This is a genomic window from Snodgrassella sp. CS2 (assembly GCF_050310315.1).
Taxonomy (GTDB): domain Bacteria; phylum Pseudomonadota; class Gammaproteobacteria; order Burkholderiales; family Neisseriaceae; genus Snodgrassella; species Snodgrassella alvi_E.
The window spans coordinates 149614-169882 of the sequence record NZ_JBNPBA010000004.1 but is presented as its reverse complement, the minus strand read 5'-3'; the positions used below and the strand labels follow the sequence as shown (position 1 = coordinate 169882).

The window sequence follows — 20269 nt, the reverse complement described above, 5'->3', positions numbered from 1 at the left end:
AATCTGTAGTCAGTGATTTCTGTGCTCAATATTATTATCACTGCTAAGCTGACTGGTGTTTGTACTGATATGTGTTTATCACCGTATCATTGTGGATTAAATCGAATGATTTGCGGCAAGATTCTTTGATTGTGCTAAACATTTTATTCGTTTGCGTGAATAAATCAGAATGTGAAATGGATCATGCTATTCGTTTTGCTTAAATTACTTTTTTCAGGTATCTGGAGAAATGTTACACAAATTTTTGCTATCTGACTCTCACACCCCACAGAAAAACACCTTTTTTGATTATCTCTTTCTTTGGTTTAATTAATTCAACTGAGCTTATGTGCTGTAAGCTCAGTTGTGTACTATGAAAATAAAGTAATCAGCTTTATAGACGATGGATGCACTGGTCTAAGACATTATAAAGGTTTGAAATCCTGTCCGATAAATATTCGTTTGGGATTTCCGCGCGCTATTTGATGATGGTGCTGATGACGCTCTGCTTTGTGTTTGGCGTATAACTGTTGTTTCTGTTGCGCCAGTTTGTGTTGTATCAGTAGAACAGCCAGTTTTTTATTGGTATGTTGGCTACGAGCAGTCTGGATTTTTACGCTGATACCGCTGGCTAGGTGGGTGGCTCGGACCGCAGATTCTGTTTTGTTAATATGCTGACCTCCCGCACCGGAGGCACGCATGGTGTCGAAAATAATTTCATCAGATTGATGTTGGGTAATTGTCTCGTAACATGCGGCGCCGATAAACCAGTTTTTACGTTTGTGTTTTGGGCGGTAGGGGCTGGGACAAATCCATTGAATGGTTCCCACCCACTGTTTAGCTAAGGATCTTTCTAGTTCACCATTAAGAGCAAGCAGTACTGAGTGGAGTCCATGCTTTGACTGTTCTTGCTCCAATATGTCTATTTCAACCTGAATCTCTATGGCTTCGTGTTGCAGGCGTGCCAGTGCTTTTGCTACGGCCAGACAGCATTCAGCCGGTCCGTAAGCCGCTGATAATTGTAAAAGCAGCATTATTTCTTCTCCGTTTTTACTTTATAGGTGATAACTGGCTTGAAACGGGCTATTGGCCGGATTAATTCAGCCTGTACCATGGCAGTAATGACGCTGTCGATGGATTTATAGGCCTGCGGTGCTTCTTCATAGATAAGTTCACGGTCAGCACAAATTACACGGCTACCATGGACAGTACGGCTTAGCTGTTCGACGGTATAGCGTCGGGATAGTCTGCCTTTGCAGGCTGAGCGCTGCCATTTGCGCCCTGCACCATGTGCGAGGGAATAAAGGGCGGTTGGGGTATCCAATGGTTGTACCAGATAGCTGTAATCGCCGCGCGAACCCGGTATCACGACTAGCCCTTGTGTGGCAGGTGCGGCACCTTTACGGTGCAGCCAGCCGCTTTCGCCATGGATGCAGGCCGCTTCGATAAAGTTGTGGCTGATGTCTGCTAGTTTTTGCCCTTGTGCACGCAGATTTGTCAGTATGCGGCGGGCAATCAGTTCCCGATTTTGCCGTGCATAGGCCAATGCCTGATTATGCTGTGTCAGATAGGATTTACCGGCTTCGCTGTCTGCGATTAAGCCCTGATGACCAAACTGCCTGATGTGTTTGTCCAGAATCGCACCACCGAGTCCACGAGAACCACTGTGTACCATTAGTTGCAGGTGCTGCTTATTTAAACCGATTTGTTCGGCGATTTCCGCTACATAAATGGTATCCAACATTTGTAATTCGGCAAAATGATTGCCTCCACCTATGGTGCCGGATGCATAGTTATGCTGTTGTAGCGGCTGTATATCTGGCCAGAGGCTGGTACATTCTGATGCACTCAGTGGCTGGTCGAGATTGCCCAGTTGTTTGATTAGTTTGGCCTGATTCATAGCATGGGTTTTAAGTGATGTTTGCCATAATGACATGCCGCAGCCAATATCGCCGCCAATCAGTGCTGGATAAATAAGTTGTGTAGTAAAAAAAGCAGCGCCGACGGGATAGCCGCGGCCGGGATGAATATCCGGCATGGCTGCTGCATAGCTGATGTCAGGTAATGTTGCTGTTGTGTGCAGCTGCTTGATAGCTTCGCCTTCTAACCACAGTTCGGGGGTGGTAATGAGGGTGATGCCGGCAGACGGCTGCTGAATAGAATTGCCCATTCTGATCCATTCCAATTTATTTTATTTAAATAATAAGCAGGCGTCGTCATCCTTGTTCATTGTGTATGAACAGGTATAAACGTGCTGTAAAGAAATTGGCAGGCCGAAGCCAAGGATCAGGAGGTGATTAGCCCTGGATTGACCTGCAAGGGATAGGTAGTACAAACATAATGATTCCTTTCCGTTGCAATATGAATAATTTGATGTGTGCGGTACTTTAAATCAGCTTCTAATGGCCGTCAAATATTCAGTTGTTTTTTTCAGGTCGGCTGGTGCGTTGTGGCTGTTTCACCACTTTCAGGCTGATTCGGCACACTTGTTGGCCTTAGTTTAAGTTTAAAAAATAATAAACAAATTGTTCATCAATCTGATAGCCAGCCTGTTCATATAGGGCTCTTGCCTTGTGGTTGTCGTTGGCGGTACACAATGAAATACCACTGTAGCCATTATCACGTGCAAATTGTGTGACGTATTGCATCAGTTGTGTGGCAATCCCTTTTTGTCTGTGGTTTTCAGGGACATATAGGTCATTGAGTATGATTGTGGGCGATACGGATAATGAAGAAAAGGAGAAATATAGCTGTACAAACCCGCAAGCTTGTTGTTGATCATAGGCAATGAAGATGGCGGAATCCTGCTTTTCCAGTCTTTCTTGAATAAAATTTCTGCTTGCTGTCTGTTTGTCCTTCAGGCCATAGAACTGCCGATAGCTGGCAAAAAGCATGATGGCATCATCAAGCTGTTCTGATGTTGCTCGGATGATTGTAATTTGATTTAACATTAGATAATTTTTCTACTAATGTGATTTAAGGGACACATATTTTACAATAATTACCCGTGCGTTAGTTTCAATTGGTAATAATGTTTCCTGCATAAGTTGCAGTGCCTGCTCTGGACTAAAGCCACCTGAGCCGGCACCAATCAGAGGAAAGGCGACTGAAGTATAATTGCGAGTATTAACTATGTGCATGGCAGAAATAACTGAAGTACGAATTGAATAGGCACTGGCACGCCAGAACATGTTGATACCGGCTACGTGGATAATGGCTTGATAAGGCAATTTACCGGCACTGGTTACCACTGCGGAACCTAATTTAAGTGCACCTGTTCGGCCAAGTTCGCGAAAAGGGACATAGCCGGCTTTTTTCCTGATGGCACCGGATACCCCCCTGCGGCAACAGTAACCATCACGGAATAATATTGCGATTCCATATGTTGACGATGGCTTCGACCGGTTATTCAAGTAAATTTCTCAGGATAACTTCAAGCTGCATGATGAATTTCCCCTTTAAATTCTGTAAATTTTGCAGCGCCATTTTATGCTGGCTGTACCGCTTTACGGTCAGTCATGTTTCTTTATCAGCAATTGGCATATTTTACCTGTCAGTTTGACAGGCTTGTGTTTAGAATAGCTCTTTATTGTAATAAATGTGAAATAAGGAAGACGTGTATGGCTCAGTTTTTTGCTATTCATCCTGACAATCCGCAGGAACGTTTGATTGTACAGGCAGCGGATATTGTACGCCATGGTGGTGTGGTTGTTTATCCAACTGATTCCTGTTATGCGTTGGGCTGTCAGCTAGGTAATAAGGAGGCAATGGAACGGATTCTGCGTATCCGTGGTATTGACCAGAAACACCATCTGACGTTGATGTGTCATGATCTGAGTCAGCTTGGTATTTACGCTAAAGTGGATAACAGTCAGTTCCGGCTGCTGAAATCTTCTACTCCGGGTAGTTATACTTTTATTTTGCAAGCCACTAAAGAGGTACCGGCGCGTACGCTGCATCCGAAACGTAAAACTATTGGGTTGCGGGTACCGGACAACCGGATTGCTTTGGCGCTATTGCAGAATCTGGGGGAGCCGATGCTGTCGTGTACACTGATGCTTCCCCATGAAAATGAACCCTTAACTGACCCTTATGAGATTCGTGACCAGCTGGAACATGAGGTTGATCTGGTGATTGATGGCGGTTGGTGTGGTACAGAACCGACTACGGTAATTGATATGACCGATGGAATTGAGCTGGTGCGAGCTGGTAAGGGGAATGTTGCTGTATTTGGTTTGTAATGGACAAGCTGGTACTATGTTTTACCCACAGTGGTTGTTTATTTTAGCATCTGAAGGATTTTACCTTGCAAAACTTTGATTGGGCTTATTTTGTTCTGGCAATTCTGCCTATTTTACTGGCCATTACGCTCTCTGAAGCAGCATGTGGATATATGGCACGTTTTTGTGGTGACCGTACAGCAGAAACAATGGGTAGGCTAAGCCTGAATCCGGCCAAATACATTGATATTGTTGGCACCATTATTATTCCAATATTCACGATGATTGTTTTACAGGGCTATTTGATGGTTGGCTGGGCTAAGCCAGTGCCGATTGATCCACGCAATTTTAGAAACAGACGTAAAGGTGAACGTTTGGTAGCCATTGCCAGCCCGCTTGCTAATCTTCTGATGTGTCTATGCTGGGCAGTTGTGATGATTATCAGTCAGTGGGTACCTGAATATTTTCAAAAACCGATGGCGCTAATGGGGTTAATGGGTATTCGGTTTAATGCGGTATTTTGCTTTTTCAGCCTGCTACCGATTCCGCCTCAACCGGGTGCTCAGTTTATTGATAGTTTTCTCTCACCCCGCGCTTCGATGCAGTATCGAAAGCTGGCTCCATATGGAACGTGGATAATTTTATTTTTGATTATCAGTGGTTTGCTGATGTTTATTTTGCAGCCATTTATTAACTTTGTTACTTCACTAATGCTGTTTATTGTTAGTCTGTTCTAAGCAAATTGTTTATATACTGGTAATCATACTAGCTATTAGGCCATAGAATCTTTTCTATGGCCTAATGGTTTTATATGTGAATAGTTGATTATGGTGCTTCGCTCTTTATCTGTCCCAATGTCACTCTGTCCAGACCGGCCAAATCGGCAAGCGTCTGGATTTTTCTGAATTTATACTGCGATAATATATTTCGCACTGCCTCCCCTTGATCATATCCGTGCTCGAATAGCAACCATCCATCCGCCCGCAGAAAATCTTTGGCGCTGGCAATAATGATTTCGAAAGCACTCAGACCATTGTGATTATCTGTAAGTGCTTGCTGCGGTTCAAAACGTAAATCACCCTGCTGCAAATGCGGGTCTTGGGCGTCGATATAGGGAGGATTGGAGACAATGACATCCACGCTGTGGGGCGCTGGCTGCGGCTGTGCCTGATACCATGAACCCTGCCCGAACCGCACTTGCGCTTGCAGCGCGCTGGCATTGGCTTGTGCGACTGCCAGTGCTTCCTCACTGATGTCTGCCGCCCATATTTGTGCATCAGGTCGTTCGCAGGCTATGGTTACGGCGATGGCACCACTGCCGGTACCTAAATCCCACAGGGTGCCCTGTGCCGGCAAATGCGCCAGTACTGCGTCGACAAGATGTTCTGTTTCTGGACGAGGAATCAGCACTGCTTCTGAAACCTGAAAACACCGGCCATAGAATTCGCGCCAACCGAGTAGATAGGCCAGAGGTTCGCCTGCTAGTCTTCGCTGGCACAGTTGATTCAAACTTGCCAACTCGCTGTTGCTAAGGAGCTGTGTGCCATGGGCTATTATGTGGCTATGGCTTATTGTCAGTACGTGCTGGAGCAGCATGCGTGCTTCCAACCGCGGCAGACCGGAGTTGTTTAACCAACTTTCTAGGGTAACTGGGGTATTGGGTTTGGTCATATTCTGTTACAGCCGATTTACAACAAGAATAAGGTGGCCAGCCCCAAGAAGATAAAAAACCCGCCGGAATCGGTAACTGCGGTAATCAACACGCTGCTACCAAGCGCAGGATCGCGGCCGGATTTCTGCATACACACTGGAATTAGTACTCCAACGGTGGCTGCCAGTAACAAATTCAGCGTCATTGCTGCTACCATCACCAGTCCTATACCAACGCTGTGATAGAGAAAATAGGACACGAGCCCCATTACTGAACCCCATATCAGGCCGTTTACCAGTGCGACGCCCTCTTCTTTACGCAGCAGCCGCCACGCCTGACTGTTGCTTATCTGGCCGGAAGTCATGGCACGCACAATCATGGTGATGGTCTGATTGCCGGAATTGCCGCCTATGCCGGCTACTATCGGCATGAGGGTGGCCAGTGCAACGATTTTTTCAATTGAATTTTCAAACATGCCAATCACACGGCTGGCGATGAAAGCGGTACATAGGTTAACTGCTAGCCATATCCAGCGGTTTCTGACGGAATCGATAACGGGGGCAAACAGGTCTTCTTCTTCGCGCAAACCGGCCATGTTCAGCATGTCGTTTTCGGATTCTTCGCGAATAACGTCTACCATTTCATCTACGGTGATGCGGCCGATAAGTTTAAGGTTGTTGTCTACCACAGGTGCGGTAACCAAATCGTAACGTTCAAACGCGGCAGCGGCTTCTTCGGCATCATCTTCTGGACGAAAAGTCACCACATCATCGGCCATGACGCTGGAAACGAGTAAATCAGGGTCGGCAACCAGCAGACTACGTATGGGCAGGACGCCTTGTAGGACATCATAGTTATCGACTACGAAGATTTTGTCGGTATGATCGGGCAGGCGTTCAAAGCGACGTAGATAACGCAGTACTACTTCACAGGTAACATCCGCGCGGATGCTGACTAGCTCAAAATCCATGAGGGCTCCGACTTGATTGTCTTCGAACGACATGGCTGAGGTAATTTGTGCCCGCTCTTCTTCGTCGCGGCTGCTTAAGGCTTCGTAAACAACTTCTTTGGGTAAATCGGGTGCCAGTTCGGCCAGCTCGTCGGCATCCAGATTGCCAACTGCGGCCAACAGCTCCTGCTGCGCCATGTTTTCAATCAGAGTTTCGCGTACTGGATCCGATACTTCGAGTAATACTTCGCCGTCTTCTGTCGGGGTAGCCAACCGCCATACCAGCATACGTTCTTGTAATGGCAGAGATTCGAGTAAGGTAGCCATGTCCGCCGGATGAAGCTCATGCAGGGCGTCTATTAGCTCGTTCAGGGCCTGTTTTTGTTCCGGAGTCTGTAAATAGGACTGGGTGGGAGAATGAATATGCTCAGCAACCGGTAACAGGGTCGCTACAAGCGCACAGATGTGGTCGGTATCCAGATGCAGGCGCTCCAGCTCGCTGATGTTGCTATGGCTTTCCATTATTGAGTCGTCCTAATTGGTGTGCACCGAAGAGCAGATGAATACGTCTGCATACAGATAGTTTATCCTGTCACAACAGTGCTGTCCTGATATGATAAATTAACAGCCTGCTGCGGCAGGCTGTGGCTGCGGGTATTGTACACGGATTTTGAGTGTATGCGCTTGCTGTTTCAGAACTTAGCCGGTTCAAAGCTTCTTTAGGCGGCAGAGATTTTTTATTTTTGAACGCATTTTTATCGCCACTAGATGATTTACTAATGTTGTAGATGCGCTTGTGCACCGTTTGTGGCTTCTATTTATCAATATTTTAAAAATGAAATGTGCGCTATGCAGGGTGAGAAATGGAAATACTTAAAAAACATTTCAATGAATTTCAATACTTATTAACTGTTGCCCAAGAAAGAAGTTTTACCCGCGCGGCAAGTAAGCTGGGTATTTCGCAGTCTGCGCTTAGCCATGCAATTAAAGTTCTGGAGCAAAAATTACAGATTCGTCTTTTAACGCGGACAACTCGCAGTGTGGCGCCTACAGCTCTGGGTGCACAGATTATAGCCAGTCTGCAACCGCGCTTAGATGAGTTGGAGCAAACTTTGCAAAGTCTAGTCGAACAAAATGGTACGCCTAGTGGCTATATTCGACTGTCTGTCAGTGAACATGCTGCTCACAGTGTGCTTTGGCCGAGGCTGAAGCCATTTTTGAAGCAGTATCCACAGATTAATGTAGAACTGTTTATTGATAATCAGTTTGTGGATATTGTGCAGAATGGTTTTGATGCTGGAGTGCGTTTAGGAGAGAGTGTTGATAAAGATATGGTGGCGGTGAGGCTGAGTGAAGATATACGCTTTGCTGTGGTGGCGACGGCTGAATATTTTGAGAAACATGGAATGCCCGCTACACCGGCTGATTTGCAGCACCATAAGTGTATCAATGTGCGTTTACCTAGCGCCAATAAGTTATACCAGTGGGAATTTATTCAGGATGGCCGGCCGATGCGGGTTAAGGTAAACGGCCAGCTTACTTTTAATCAGCTACCGGAGCGCATTGATGCAACCTTATCCGGATTTGGGGTGGCTTATGTGCCGGATGATATGGTATCGCAGATGGTGGCCAATGGTGAGCTGATTCAGGTACTGAAAGACTATTGCCCAGTTTTTCCTGGTTATTACTTGTATTATCCGAGCCGGCAGAGGCATCCACGAGCCTTTGCGCTGATGATTGATGCTTTACGGCTGACAAAATAAGGAACGGCGATGTTCCTTATTTGGTTGTTGGGTCAGCGTCCTACTCGAGCTTGTTGCTCGGGAAGATACCGGTCACCAACTACAGCAATTTGATTAAGCGCCTGATTGATATCAGCTATGTCTGTTGCAGACAACTGAATATCAGCAGCACCCAGATTTTCTTTCAAACGCTCTTGTTTGGTGGTGCCCGGTATCGGAACAATCCATGGTTTTTGTGCCAGCAGCCAGGCCAGTGCAATCTGGGCAGCGGTGGCCTGATGAGCCTGTGCTAGTTTCTGCACCAGAGCGGCAAGTTTTTCATTGGCGGCCAGTGCTTCTGGAGCAAATCGGGGTACGCGCCGGCGGAAATCATCTGCACTGAATGCGGTGGAAGCATTGATGGTACCGGTAAGGAAACCTTTACCAAGTGGACTGAATGGCACCAGACCTATGCCTAGCTCTTCGAGAAGGGGGATGATTTCTTTTTCCGGCTCCCCCCGCCACCACATGGAGTACTCGCTTTGCAGGGCGGTAAGCGGTTGTATGGCATGAGCACGGCGAATGGTGGCGGCACCGGCCTCAGACATGCCGAAATGTTTCACTTTGCCTTCTGCAATCAAATCTTTGACTGTTCCGGCCACTTCTTCAATCGGTACATCTGGATCAACGCGATGCTGATACAGCAGATCGATAACATCTGTCTGTAGACGCCTCAAGGAACCTTCTACGGTCTTGCGGATGGTTTCAGGATGACTGTTTAGTATTTGCTGTTTGTTGTCGTCTCCATATGTGAAACCGAATTTGGTGGCAATCACCACTTGCTGACGATAAGGTTTTAATGCTTGCCCCACTAGCTCTTCGTTGAGATACGGTCCGTAAACTTCGGCGGTATCGAAGAAAGTGACACCTTGTGCCACGGCAGCCCGAATCAGCTCGATGGCTTGAGGAATGTCGGTAGCTGGTCCGTAGCCATGACTTAATCCCATACACCCTAGCCCCAGAGCAGATACGGCTAGCCTGTTTTTACCGAGATAACGTTGCTGCATGTTTCTTTCCTTTATGTCTGTTAAACCAAAGATGTCGTTTGACGCAGCTTACTCTGTGTGTATGTGCGGATTAAGTATTGTGATGTTTATAGGCTTATGAATAACATTCATAAATATGTGCAGAATATGGCAACCAGTTTCGCGGCTGAAAAAAAACCACCGTCCGATATTGCCGGCCGGTGGCTGAGAGGGGAAAAGTTTACGCCCAGTATTTCTTTTTCGAGGTTTTACCGATACCGGGATTGAAGCTGTTGGTTGGATCAAGCTGACGATAGAATTTTTTTAATTCCGGCTTGGCATGATACAGGTGTCCGACATTGTGTTCCGCCGGATATTGTGCACCACGCTGATCTAGCAGTACCAGCATTTCGTCTTCAACTTTATTGCAGTCAGTTCCCTTTTTGGCGATGTAATCCTGATGGAATACATGGCAGAAGAAGTGGCCGTAGTACATTTTATGGATAAAATGCTGGTTGATGCTGTCAGGTAAGGTTTCGAACCATTCTGTATCATTGCGGCGCAAAGCGACATCCAGTGCAACAATATTTTCTACTGTATCGCTGTGCACATTGCGGTAGGTAGTGGCGGCACCGGCTGCGGCAAAACGATGCAGCATGGCAGCTTCAGCTTCTTTTTCGTTACAGCGGAAATAGCTGCCGCTTTTCTGCTCAAAAAAGGTTTTTAAAAATGCTTCAGCTTCGGCAATGCCTTCATCTGCCATTTTCAATATTAGGTGATGCTCATAACGGTCTCGATAATCGCGGATGGACTGCGGTAAGTGCTGGGGCAGGAATTTGCAGATGAATACGGCAAAATGGTCAGAGAAATTCTTGGGAAAAAACGGAATTTTGGCCATGGTGCGGTCGACGAAATTCTTGAAGGCAAACAGACGCGGCATGGCATCGGTACCGAATTTCTGGATGGCTACAAATATGTCTTTGCCGTATACCGCTGCGATATCAAAAGCTTCGCGGTGCATGTATTCGCCGGATACCGGCAGATTTTTAAAGGTACCGAGAATATGGCGACGGATGTCGTCTAGCTCATGAGTATCATTGCTGCCGATGTAGAATACGGCAGAGGTTTTTTCCAGTGGGAATGTATCCAGACGTACGGCAAAAACCATCAGACGACCGGCACTGCCGGAAGCTTCATAGTGGCGCGCAGGATCGGCGTTAAAGCGCGCTGGTGTGTCGGCATCTATTTCGCGTACGTGGTTGCGGTAGTCGTGGTCATGCCCCATACCTGCATCGCGTTTGATATCTTTTTCGGTGTAATGGCGGTTTTGCAGATTAGTCAGAATGGTTTCGGGATCGTCTCCCAGCTCTATGCCAAGGTGGTTAACCAGATGTAGCTGGCTGTTTTCATCTAGCTGGGCGAAAACCGCCATCTGGGTATAAGCGGGGCCACGCTGAATAAGCGAACCGCCAGAGTTATTGCAGACGCCACCCATTACTGAAGCTCCAATACAGGATGAACCAATCACAGAATGCGGGCCGCGCTGGTATTTTTTCAGTTCTTTTTCCAGCCGGTAGAGGGTACTGCCAGGCAGACACACGACTTGTTCACCATTTTCAATCACCTGAATACCATCCAGCCGACGGGTGCTGACTATCACAATTGGCCGGTCGTAATCGTTGCCATCCGGTGTGGAACCACCGGTGAGCCCGGTATTGGCAGATTGGGTGATAACAATTACATCGGCTTCGACACAGGCTTTTAACACACGCCACTGTTCAACCAGTGTGCCCGGAAGCACGACGGCTAACGCATTGCCCACACCAAACCGAATACCCTGCCGGTATGGCAAGGTGTGCGCAGGATCAGTAAGGGTATGCTCGTTACCAACTATCCCCTGTAATGTTTGAATCAGTTGTGACTGTGTATGGACATCCATACGACTTCTCCTTGTTATAGCGTTAATTATTCAAAATCAATTGCAGCCATTGTAGAACAGTTATATGTTAACGAAAAGAGTTGTGGTACACTGGTTATATTCAGTTCTCAGGCAAAAAACCGCCGCTCTGGCGCTGCCACAACATGGCATAAACACCGTTTCGAGCCAGCAGCTCGCTATGGGTGCCTTGCTCAACTATCTGTCCTTTGTCCATGACAATCAGTCGATCCATGGCGGCAATGGTTGATAGGCGATGTGCAATGGCCACTACAGTTTTGCCCTGCATCAGACGGGTCAGGTTTTCCTGAATCGCGGCTTCTACTTCTGAATCTAGGGCGCTGGTGGCTTCATCTAACAGCAGAATCGGCGCATCTTTTAAAATCACCCGCGCAATAGCAATGCGCTGACGTTGGCCACCGGACAGTTTCACACCACGCTCTCCAACGTGTGCATCATAGCCATGTCGTCCTCGGGCATCGCTCAGAGCCGGAATAAAGCCGTCTGCAGCGGCCTGCTGTGCCGCCTGCTGCATGGCTGATTCAGAAGCATCAGGGCGGCCATAGACAATATTGTCCCGCACGGAACGGTGCAGCAACGATGTATCCTGTGTAACGAGCCCTAGTGCAGCACGCAAACTATCTTGTGTGACATCTCGGATATCCTGCCCGTCTATTAAAATGCGCCCACTCTGCACGTCATAAAACCGCAGTAACAGGTTAGTAAGTGTGGTTTTACCTGCACCACTACGTCCGACCAGACCGACTTTTTCGCCAGCGCGGATGTGCAGATTAAAATCGTTTAATAGGGGTTTGTCAGCACTGTAGGCAAAGCTGACATGCTCAAAATCAATGGCGCCGTGGTTTACTTTTAATGGCAAAGCTTTAGGTTTGTCGACTATGGCATGAGGACGGGATAAGATGTTCATGCCGTCTTCAACGGTACCAATGTTTTCAAACAGGCGCGCACTTTCCCACATTACCCAGCGTGACAGCCCATTGATGCGTGAGGCCATAGCCGTAGCGGTGGCAATGGCGCCGACTCCCACTTGCCCGTTTATCCACAGCCAGATGCCCAGACCAGCTGAGCTGACCACCAATAAAATATTGATGGCGGTACTCAGGCTGTCTAGCAAAGTTGCCAGCCTCATCTGAGCATTCACTGTAACCAGAAACTCCTGCATGGAAGCTTTGGCATAAGCTGCTTCACGCGCGCTGTGAGAAAACAGTTTCACGGTGGCAATGTTTGTATAGGCATCGGTGATGCGTCCGGTCATCAGGCTGCGTGCATCTGCCTGCTGCTGTGCCGTTTTGGATAGGCGCGGAATCAGAAAGCGCAATACCAGTACAAACAGCACCATCCACATGATAAAGGGCAGCAACAGCCAACCGTCCATACCAGCCAGTATGATGCCGCTGGTGACGAAATACACCAATACATACACCAGCATATTGGCTACTGACATCACAGTGTCACGCACCGCCAAGGCCGTTTGCATCACTTTAGCTGACACGCGTCCGGCAAATTCGTCTTGATAAAAACCCATGCTTTGGCCAAGCATTAGACGATGAAAATTCCAGCGCAGGCGCATCGGAAAGGCACCCTGAAGCGTCTGAAACTGTACATTGGAAGATAGGAAAGACCAGAATATGCTGAACACCATGATCGCTGCCATTAGCAGCAGTTCGTGGCCTTTTTCCGGCCACAATCTGGCCGGTGCATACACCCCCAGCCAATCGATAACGGTGCCGAGAAAGCGAAACACCAGTGCTTCTAGTATCCCGGTACCTATGGTCATTATAACCATCACCAGTAGCCACAGCCGCGCGCCTTCTAGACAGCTCCAGATAAATGGCAGTACACCTTTTTTTGGCGGCTGCGGCAAGGTTTCGGGGTATGCATCAATGCGGTTTTCAAACCAGCTGAAGAATCGGTTCAGTAACATACTGCATAAACTTTCTGCATAATGGTGCCAAAGCGGCGGTACACGCTGCGGGGACAGCAGGAATAATGATGAATGAAATCATTATACATAATCTGAAATATAAATCAGCTTTGAAGGTTTGTGTTAAAATCGCGCCGGCACATCAGCATACCAGACAGTCGCTGTGTACTATTGAGTGCATGGAGGAAAGTCCGGGCTCCGCAGAGCAGAATGCCGGCTAACAGCCGGGCGCCGTGAGGCGACGGAAAGTGGAACAGAAAGCATAACCGCCGATGGCTATGTTTCATAGCACAGGTAAGGGTGAAATGGTGCGGTAAGAGCGCACCGTGCCGTTGGTAACAACGTGTAGCAGGCCAAACCCCATTCGGAGCAAGACCAAACAGAATGCGCTGACGCTGCTCGCCGAGCATTCGGGTAGGTTGCTTGAGCGGCACAGTAATGTGTCGCCCAGATGAATGACTGTCCACGACAGAACCCGGCTTATCGGTTGTCTGATGTGCCCTTGCATCTTTCTAAATTTTCAGCTCTGGCTACTTTTTCTCTGGCAGCCATGTACCGGCTTATCATTTATTACCAATGCTGTCACTGTTGAGTACGGATTGGAAAAATCGTGTGAGACGGGTGCTGATCGTTTTCAGTTCACTGACCTAATCTAGTGCGTTTACCCTTTTATTATCTGCTTTGCTGCTTTATTAATTATTGTATCTTTGTCCAGTGTCAGACATATGTAATAAGAACAACAAAACGCAAAATTATGGTTTTACTTTCGTGCTGATGGAGCAAACCTAGTGTTCACAAATCGGAAAAAATTAGGTATTAGACACGATTGCCCTGATTTATAAAACATACATAACCATCAGGCAGTATCTATTTGTCTGTATTTGAAAAATTAGGTTTTTGTTTGCATGCTAAGACTGCTTACAGCTGATGCTAACGAGTATTAAGCGCGGTTAAACTTCAGGCGTAATACATGCTGTAGCAGGGGCTGGTGTATGAGCGGTTATTGCATTGTCTGTTAATTTAACGTTTATTCTGCTTGCAACAAGCTTTACACTAACGGCTGTTTTATGTCAGGCTTGGCAATTGTTTAATTTTCGGTATCAGCATGCATACACGTCAGTTTCTGTCTTTGTACGGTTCGATTTTTTTTCTGTTTTCCGGTTACGGGCTGTTTCTGAATTCGGCTGGGGTGAAACTGTCCCAGATGGGAGTCAGTAATATCACCATTGGGGTGCTGAATGCTGGCTTTTTTATTGGTGGCACCATATCCGCCATTGTCTCCCACCGTATTATTTCGCGTGTTGGTCATATTCGCAGCTTCAGTGTTTTTGGTGCGCTGTTTGCCATTGCCGCCCTCGCCCATCTGATGGTGGAACAGCTGTGGATGTGGGGTGTGCTGCGTGCTGTATTGGGGTTTTGTCATTACAGTTTGCTGATGGTGGTGGAAAGCTGGTTTACGGCGCGTAGTGTGCCACAGACACGCGCTAAGATACTGGCCTTATATGAAGTGGTGTATTACATTTCTTCTGCTACCAGTGTTTTGCTGCTGAGTCTGAATATGTCCAGCAATAACATCTTTACGCTGGCAGCAATATTGGTGATAGCGGCGACGCTGCCGGTAGGGCTAACCAGAATGAAGCAGCCGGAGATTCCAAAGCGAGAGCGGATTAGTCTACCGCATGTGCTATCGATCGTACCACTGGCGTGGATAGCCTGCTTTATGGCCGGCATATTCATCAATGGCTTTTTTACCATGGGCTCGGTGTTTATGCTGAAACTGGGCTACAGTTTGCCTAAGGTTTCTCTTTTTCTGGGCTCAGCAATGGTGGGCGGCTTCACGATTCAGCTATTTATTGCGTGGCTCTCAAATAAATTTGGCCGTCCGCGCACCATTTTCGGCTGCGCCTGTGTCGCCACGACAGCAGCAATCAGTGGCATGATGCTGTTACTCATTCTACCGGGCAATATCTGGGCACAATGTGTGATTGCGCTGGCCATCGGTTGCAGTGGCTTTCCCATGTATGCTTTGGGGCTTGCACGAGCCAATGATGTACTGCCAGCCAATATGAATACGGTGGAAGTTAACCGCTGCCTGCTGTTTGTATATGGTCTGGGTTCATTAGTGGCACCATTGCTGCTGGGTACAATGATGCAGCTATTTAACCATTTCGGTTTTTATAGCGTTTATGCAATTATGGCTGCTCTGCTGGCAATTTACGCGTTTATGCAGCCCTCTGTTCCGGTTTCCCAGCGCAGTGTTTATGTACCGGTATCGGGTAATGTGGGACCGATGACCGCTGAGCTCGACCCGCGCAATAATGCAGCTACAGACACGCCATATGATGCACATAGTGCTGAGCAGCATGTGCATGATACTTTACAAAATTCTGATAGTCAGCATGGGGATAATTAATACGTGTAGACAATTCCTGCAACTTTACAAAACAAACTGTCCGAAATAGTTAAGCTATTTCGGACAGTTTGTTTGTTGGTGTAAGAACTTTATTGTTTTAACCATGGCGATTTACGCCGGCCTAAGGCCATAAACGGTTTTTCGATATACTGATACGTGAGCGTGCAGAATATTAGTAACACAAATAAAACTACGGTAGATACTAATGTATATCTGGTTCGGCCTAAGACTATTTCGTGAACCTGTATGTATTTATTCATGCCATACCATGCAAGTCCATGCAACAAATAAATGCTGTAACTGGCATCACCCAATCTCACAAAGGCCTTTTGTTTTAATAAACCGAAAAGATCGCCGCCCATAGCAATAAATATGAATAACAAAGCAATAATTGGTAAGTAAACAATATTGTAAACTCTGTCAGCTACGGCAAGCATAAAAAGCACTGTTAGCACAATACCGATATTGCAGATTGATTTAGGGATTTGAATTTTTTCTGGTAATTTTCTGGCTAGCGCACCTATAGTGAAATAGGAAATATAAACTGCCTGATTTTGGTTAGATGGTGAAATGAAATAGACGCAGATAAACAGAATAGTAGTGATCAAAGCCATTAAGCCTATTTTGTCGCGGAGGATGCACATAATAGGCAGTGAAAAATAGAAACCCCATTCCCAGAATAATGTCCATGTAACGCCAGCATTAATTAGATGAGCATTTTCAAGACCGAATAAAGGCGGTTTATTGCCAATTACACCCATGTCCAGCCAGAAATATAAGCTGTTGAAGAACTCGTCAGTATTAAAGTTATCTTTTTGCAGACTGATGGCAATAAATATACATAAAATTGATGAAAGATAAAAAACCGGTGCGATACGACAAATCCGCTTCTGATAAAACTTAATCCATGAGGCTGGCTGGACAAGGGCAAATAAATAGCCTGAAATGATAAAAAATATAGCGACTCCTAAGCTACCCATATTGATTATAACCAGATATGCTGCGCGATTAACATCTTCAGACCAACCTTGTCCATGAAAAAAGGAAAAACACATCATATAATGAAACATGGCAACCATAAATGCCAGAAAAAATCTCAAACCATCCAGACGCTCTACTCGGTTTTGACTGTGGGTACCTTTATCCATAAAAAGAAAAATTTTGGAACCAAAGAAAAGCCAGATGAGCAATATCAGCCCGAACAGCCATAATATGAATTTATATTGAATTAGCATATAAATGTTGGATTATTAATGTTTAATTAACGGATATTATTACATTATTAGTATATGAGCTAATTTGTTCCAATTAATATTTTATTTTCTGTTTTGAATCTTTACCGAGAATCGGAATACCAGCATTCTGGTGTGAATAAATTTTTGCTAAAACTATGTTTAATGTATTAAATTTAGCGGGTGTTTTTACCTAGCTGCATAAATGGTTTTTCTATAAACCGAAAGGTTAAGGCACAGATAATCAATACAATCAGTAATACCACTGTAGCCAATAAAGTGTATTCGGTCTGACTCAAGTTAATTGTATTAATCTGAATGGTTTTATTCAGACAAAACCAACCTATTCCGTGGAGCAGATAAATGCTGTAGCTGGCATCACCCAGCCGCACGAAGGCTTTCAATCGCAGTAATCCGAAAAGATCACCACCCAACGCGATGAGGATAAAGAGTAGTCCATACAAGGGGAGAAAGCTGATTTGGTAGCGGCCATTTGTGATACTAAAAATCAGCAGCAGAATAAGCACGCTCCCGTAATCACACAATTTTTTGGGTGCTTGTACGGTGTCGGACACCGCTCTGGCAAGTACGCCGACGGCAAAGCAGGCAATAAAATACGCTTTTTGTGCATTGAATGCAGCGATTCCATAAGCTGAGATAAATAAGACAACCAATGCCAATGGTAACAGACAGGTTTTATGGCGCAGGAGACACCACAATGGCAGGGAGAAATAGAATGCCCATTCCCAGTATAAGCTCCATGCCACACCAGCGTTTATTAGGCGCGCATCCTGCATGCCAAACAGGGCAGGTTTACTGCCGCTGATGCCGGCATCAAACCAGTAATATAGGTTTAGCAGCATATCGCGGCTGATGAATGTGTGCCGTTGCAGATACAGCGCCAGCAGTACGCAACAGGCGGAGGACAGATAAAACAGCGGGGCGATGCGCAGAAAGCGCATGCGGTAAAACGTCAGCCACGAAGCCGGACTGCTTCGGGCAAACAGGTAGCCTGACAGCATAAAAAACAGGCTGACGCCGAAAGGACCCATACGCAGATTGAGCTGATTATGGCTAAATACCGCGGGTGTCCATGGTTGGCCATGTAAATAAAAGTAACTATAAACAAAATGGTGCATAGCGACGCTAAATGCCAGTATAAAGCGTAGGCCATCCAATCGTTCAACGCGCCTGTCTTCGGCTGCATCCATAAAAGCAAACAGCCGTGAACCGAACAGTATCCAAGATAGTAGTAATAATCCCAGTATCCAGACATACATCTGGCATGAATAAAGCATAATGCTGCCCAGTAATATGGTTGGCTACCACGACATATTAACGGGTTTGGTTAGGATAGTTGAATTTTTATTACCAGAATGATGCAAGGTTCAATAGACATCGCGCTGATATCGCTGCTCTTGTCTAAGTTCACTCAGGTATTCATCGGCGTCTTCGGTGCTAAGCTGCCCTTGCGCTGACACGATGTCTAAGAGCGCTTGCTCTACATCTCGTGCCATTTTAGTGGCATCGCCGCACACATAGATATGTGCACCGCGTTGCAGCCATGCCCAGATATCAGCGGCTTGTTCACGCAGTTTGTGCTGCACATAGATTTTTTCATTAGCCTGCCTGCTCCAGGCGAAATCGTAACGTGTCAGCAATCCGTTTTTGCGGTATTGCAGCCATTCAGCCTGATAAAGGAAATCATCAGTAAATTTCTGATTCCCAAAAAACAACCAGTTGTCGCCACTTGCCCCGTCAGCGTCGCGCTGCTGCATGAATGCACGGAACGGTGCGATACCAGTGCCGGCGGCAATCATGATAATAGGCGTAGTGCCGTCTTCAGGTAAGCGGAAGCGGTGGTTTTCTTCAATAAATACGCGTACGGGTTCGCCCTCTTGCAAGTGCTCTCCCAGAAAACCGGAGGCGCCGCCGGTGTATTGCTGCCCTCGTTGGCTGAAGCGTACCACGCCGACCGTTAAATGGACTTCTTCGCCAACCTCATCCTGACTGGAAGCGATGGAATACAGGCGCGGGGTCAGTGGACGAAACAAATCGTGCAGTGCTTGTGCGCTGAGTACATGGGGGTAGGTAGCCAGCAGACTCACCGGCGGGGTGGTGGCAATCAGCTGTCTGAGCGCTTCGGCATCGGCAATGCTTTCGTTCAGCTCTGTATTCTGTATCTGCTGCGCATAGGCCTGAACCAGCGCTGGCGTGTTTTGGGTAATGTCGAGCTCCTGCTGTAATGCCTGTGCAACGGGTATTTCGCGACCATCGCTCAGTCGTACTGATGCTGCTTTATCGACCTGTGTATGTTGCAAAATTTCGTCTACCAGTGTGTCTGCGTTCTGATAGTACACGCCCAGCGCATCCCCAGGTTGATAGTGGATACCGGAGCCACTGAGATCTATTTCGACGTGTTCGACATCTTTATTGGCATTGGGGGTAGTAATACGTTGACGCAGGCTCAGGCTGGCAGTAAAAGGCTCAGCTCGAGTGAATACCGCGGTCTGAGCGGCTACAACGCTTTTCTGAACCTCTGTATTTTCGCCAGCCTGAGTAGTGTTCAGCTCACTGATGATGGCAACAATTGTGTCCTGCCACGCAGCTGCACTGCTCTGGTAGTCAACGTCACAATCTACCCGTTCGGCCAGACGCTCGCCACCAAGCTGTGCCAGTAGTTGGTCAAAATCCTTGCCACACTGGCAAAATTGCGGATAGCTGCTGTCACCTAGGCCTAGCACGGCAAAGTGAAGCTGATTCAGCACAGGTGCTTTTTTACCAGATAGATATTTATATAACGGCAAAGCTTCTTCCGGCGGCTCGCCCTCGCCCTGTGTAGAGGTGACAAGTAGAAGAATATCTTCACTGACCAGTTGTTTGTTTTTGTAATCGCCGCAAGCAGTTAGGGTGGCACTGATACCGGCTGCTTCTAGTTTCAGTTGCAGGTTTTCAGCCACGCGGCGAGCATTACCGGTTTGTGACGCAGACAATACCCGTACGTTGCGCGCTATTGGTGCTGTGCTGTTGATGGCGGCTGCGGTCGCCGTGGCAGAGGAGGTGGTAACTGTCTGCTGGCTTTGTGCCCATGTATAGCCAGAGAGCCACGCCAGCTGCGTTGGCGACAGCTGATTTAAAGATTGCAACAATTCGGGAGATAGAGGGATGGTCATGGTTTGTGCTCAGTAAGGTGATGAT

General features: G+C 46.9%; 16 protein-coding genes and 1 other RNA gene. 5 read left to right on the top strand and 12 right to left on the bottom strand.

Features of this window, described 5'->3' with window-relative positions; genetic code table 11:
* Positions 1–404 precede the first annotated feature (404 nt).
* The 4 genes from prfH to ACQP6D_RS07410 all read right to left on the bottom strand — a co-directional run bounded on the left by prfH (position 405) and on the right by ACQP6D_RS07410 (position 3392).
* Positions 405–1013 carry a peptide chain release factor H gene (gene prfH, locus ACQP6D_RS07425; RefSeq protein WP_427857829.1) on the bottom strand — a complete coding sequence of 203 codons (609 nt, stop codon included), beginning with the start codon at positions 1011–1013 and terminating at the stop codon, positions 405–407.
* Positions 1013–2149 (bottom strand): RNA ligase RtcB family protein, encoded by a 1137-nt coding sequence (locus tag ACQP6D_RS07420; RefSeq protein ID WP_427857828.1) that lies wholly within the window; start codon positions 2147–2149, stop codon positions 1013–1015. Before ACQP6D_RS07420 ends, prfH begins: the two co-directional genes overlap by 1 nt.
* A gap of 325 nt (positions 2150–2474) precedes the next feature.
* Complete coding sequence (locus tag ACQP6D_RS07415; RefSeq protein ID WP_427857827.1) at positions 2475–2930, bottom strand: GNAT family N-acetyltransferase; 456 nt, start codon at positions 2928–2930, stop codon at positions 2475–2477.
* Between the two features lie 15 nt (positions 2931–2945).
* Positions 2946–3392 carry a macro domain-containing protein gene (locus tag ACQP6D_RS07410; RefSeq protein WP_427857826.1) on the bottom strand — a complete coding sequence of 149 codons (447 nt, stop codon included), beginning with the start codon at positions 3390–3392 and terminating at the stop codon, positions 2946–2948.
* Between the two features lie 207 nt (positions 3393–3599).
* Between ACQP6D_RS07410 and ACQP6D_RS07405 the strand changes: the two genes are divergently transcribed.
* Both ACQP6D_RS07405 and ACQP6D_RS07400 read left to right on the top strand, forming a co-directional pair.
* The gene (locus tag ACQP6D_RS07405) at positions 3600–4220 is read left to right on the top strand and encodes an L-threonylcarbamoyladenylate synthase (RefSeq protein WP_427857825.1); all 621 of its coding nucleotides are present in this window, start codon (positions 3600–3602) and stop codon (positions 4218–4220) included.
* A gap of 65 nt (positions 4221–4285) precedes the next feature.
* Positions 4286–4936, top strand: a complete 651-nt coding sequence (locus ACQP6D_RS07400) for a site-2 protease family protein (protein WP_267390902.1) — start codon at positions 4286–4288, stop codon at positions 4934–4936.
* A gap of 88 nt (positions 4937–5024) precedes the next feature.
* Here ACQP6D_RS07400 and prmC read toward each other — a convergent pair whose 3' ends face one another.
* Complete coding sequence (gene prmC / locus ACQP6D_RS07395) at positions 5025–5870, bottom strand: peptide chain release factor N(5)-glutamine methyltransferase (protein ID WP_427857824.1); 846 nt, start codon at positions 5868–5870, stop codon at positions 5025–5027.
* Positions 5871–5887: 17 nt separating this feature from the next.
* Complete coding sequence (mgtE, locus tag ACQP6D_RS07390) at positions 5888–7321, bottom strand: magnesium transporter (protein ID WP_367431905.1); 1434 nt, start codon at positions 7319–7321, stop codon at positions 5888–5890.
* Between the two features lie 341 nt (positions 7322–7662).
* Here mgtE and ACQP6D_RS07385 point away from each other — a divergent pair, with 341 nt between their 5' ends.
* The gene (locus tag ACQP6D_RS07385; protein WP_427857823.1) at positions 7663–8562 is read left to right on the top strand and encodes a LysR family transcriptional regulator; all 900 of its coding nucleotides are present in this window, start codon (positions 7663–7665) and stop codon (positions 8560–8562) included.
* Between the two features lie 32 nt (positions 8563–8594).
* Here the strand turns inward: ACQP6D_RS07385 and ACQP6D_RS07380 are convergent, their stop codons facing one another.
* The 3 genes from ACQP6D_RS07380 to ACQP6D_RS07370 all read right to left on the bottom strand — a co-directional run bounded on the left by ACQP6D_RS07380 (position 8595) and on the right by ACQP6D_RS07370 (position 13426).
* Positions 8595–9587, bottom strand: a complete 993-nt coding sequence (locus ACQP6D_RS07380) for an aldo/keto reductase (protein WP_427857822.1) — start codon at positions 9585–9587, stop codon at positions 8595–8597.
* 199 nt (positions 9588–9786) lie between these two features.
* Positions 9787–11484, bottom strand: coding sequence for a D-lactate dehydrogenase (gene dld / locus ACQP6D_RS07375; RefSeq protein WP_100141091.1), 1698 nt, complete (start codon positions 11482–11484; stop codon positions 9787–9789).
* Positions 11485–11584: 100 nt separating this feature from the next.
* Positions 11585–13426, bottom strand: coding sequence for an ABC transporter ATP-binding protein (locus ACQP6D_RS07370; RefSeq protein WP_427857821.1), 1842 nt, complete (start codon positions 13424–13426; stop codon positions 11585–11587).
* 142 nt (positions 13427–13568) lie between these two features.
* On the opposite strand from ACQP6D_RS07370, the gene rnpB reads away from it, so the two are divergent.
* Positions 13569–13925: RNase P RNA component class A (gene rnpB, locus ACQP6D_RS07365), an RNA gene on the top strand.
* Positions 13926–14531: 606 nt separating this feature from the next.
* Positions 14532–15839, top strand: coding sequence for an MFS transporter (locus ACQP6D_RS07360; protein WP_427857820.1), 1308 nt, complete (start codon positions 14532–14534; stop codon positions 15837–15839).
* Between the two features lie 89 nt (positions 15840–15928).
* On the opposite strand, the gene ACQP6D_RS07355 is transcribed toward ACQP6D_RS07360, so the two are convergent.
* From ACQP6D_RS07355 to ACQP6D_RS07345, 3 genes are all read right to left on the bottom strand, one after another.
* The gene (locus tag ACQP6D_RS07355) at positions 15929–16987 is read right to left on the bottom strand and encodes an acyltransferase family protein (RefSeq protein WP_427857819.1); all 1059 of its coding nucleotides are present in this window, start codon (positions 16985–16987) and stop codon (positions 15929–15931) included.
* Positions 16988–17247: 260 nt separating this feature from the next.
* Positions 17248–18369, bottom strand: a complete 1122-nt coding sequence (locus ACQP6D_RS07350; RefSeq protein WP_427857818.1) for an acyltransferase family protein — start codon at positions 18367–18369, stop codon at positions 17248–17250.
* Positions 18370–18459: 90 nt separating this feature from the next.
* Entirely contained in the window at positions 18460–20244 is a 1785-nt protein-coding gene (locus ACQP6D_RS07345) for an assimilatory sulfite reductase (NADPH) flavoprotein subunit (protein WP_427857817.1), read from the bottom strand.
* Positions 20245–20269: the final 25 nt, after the last annotated feature.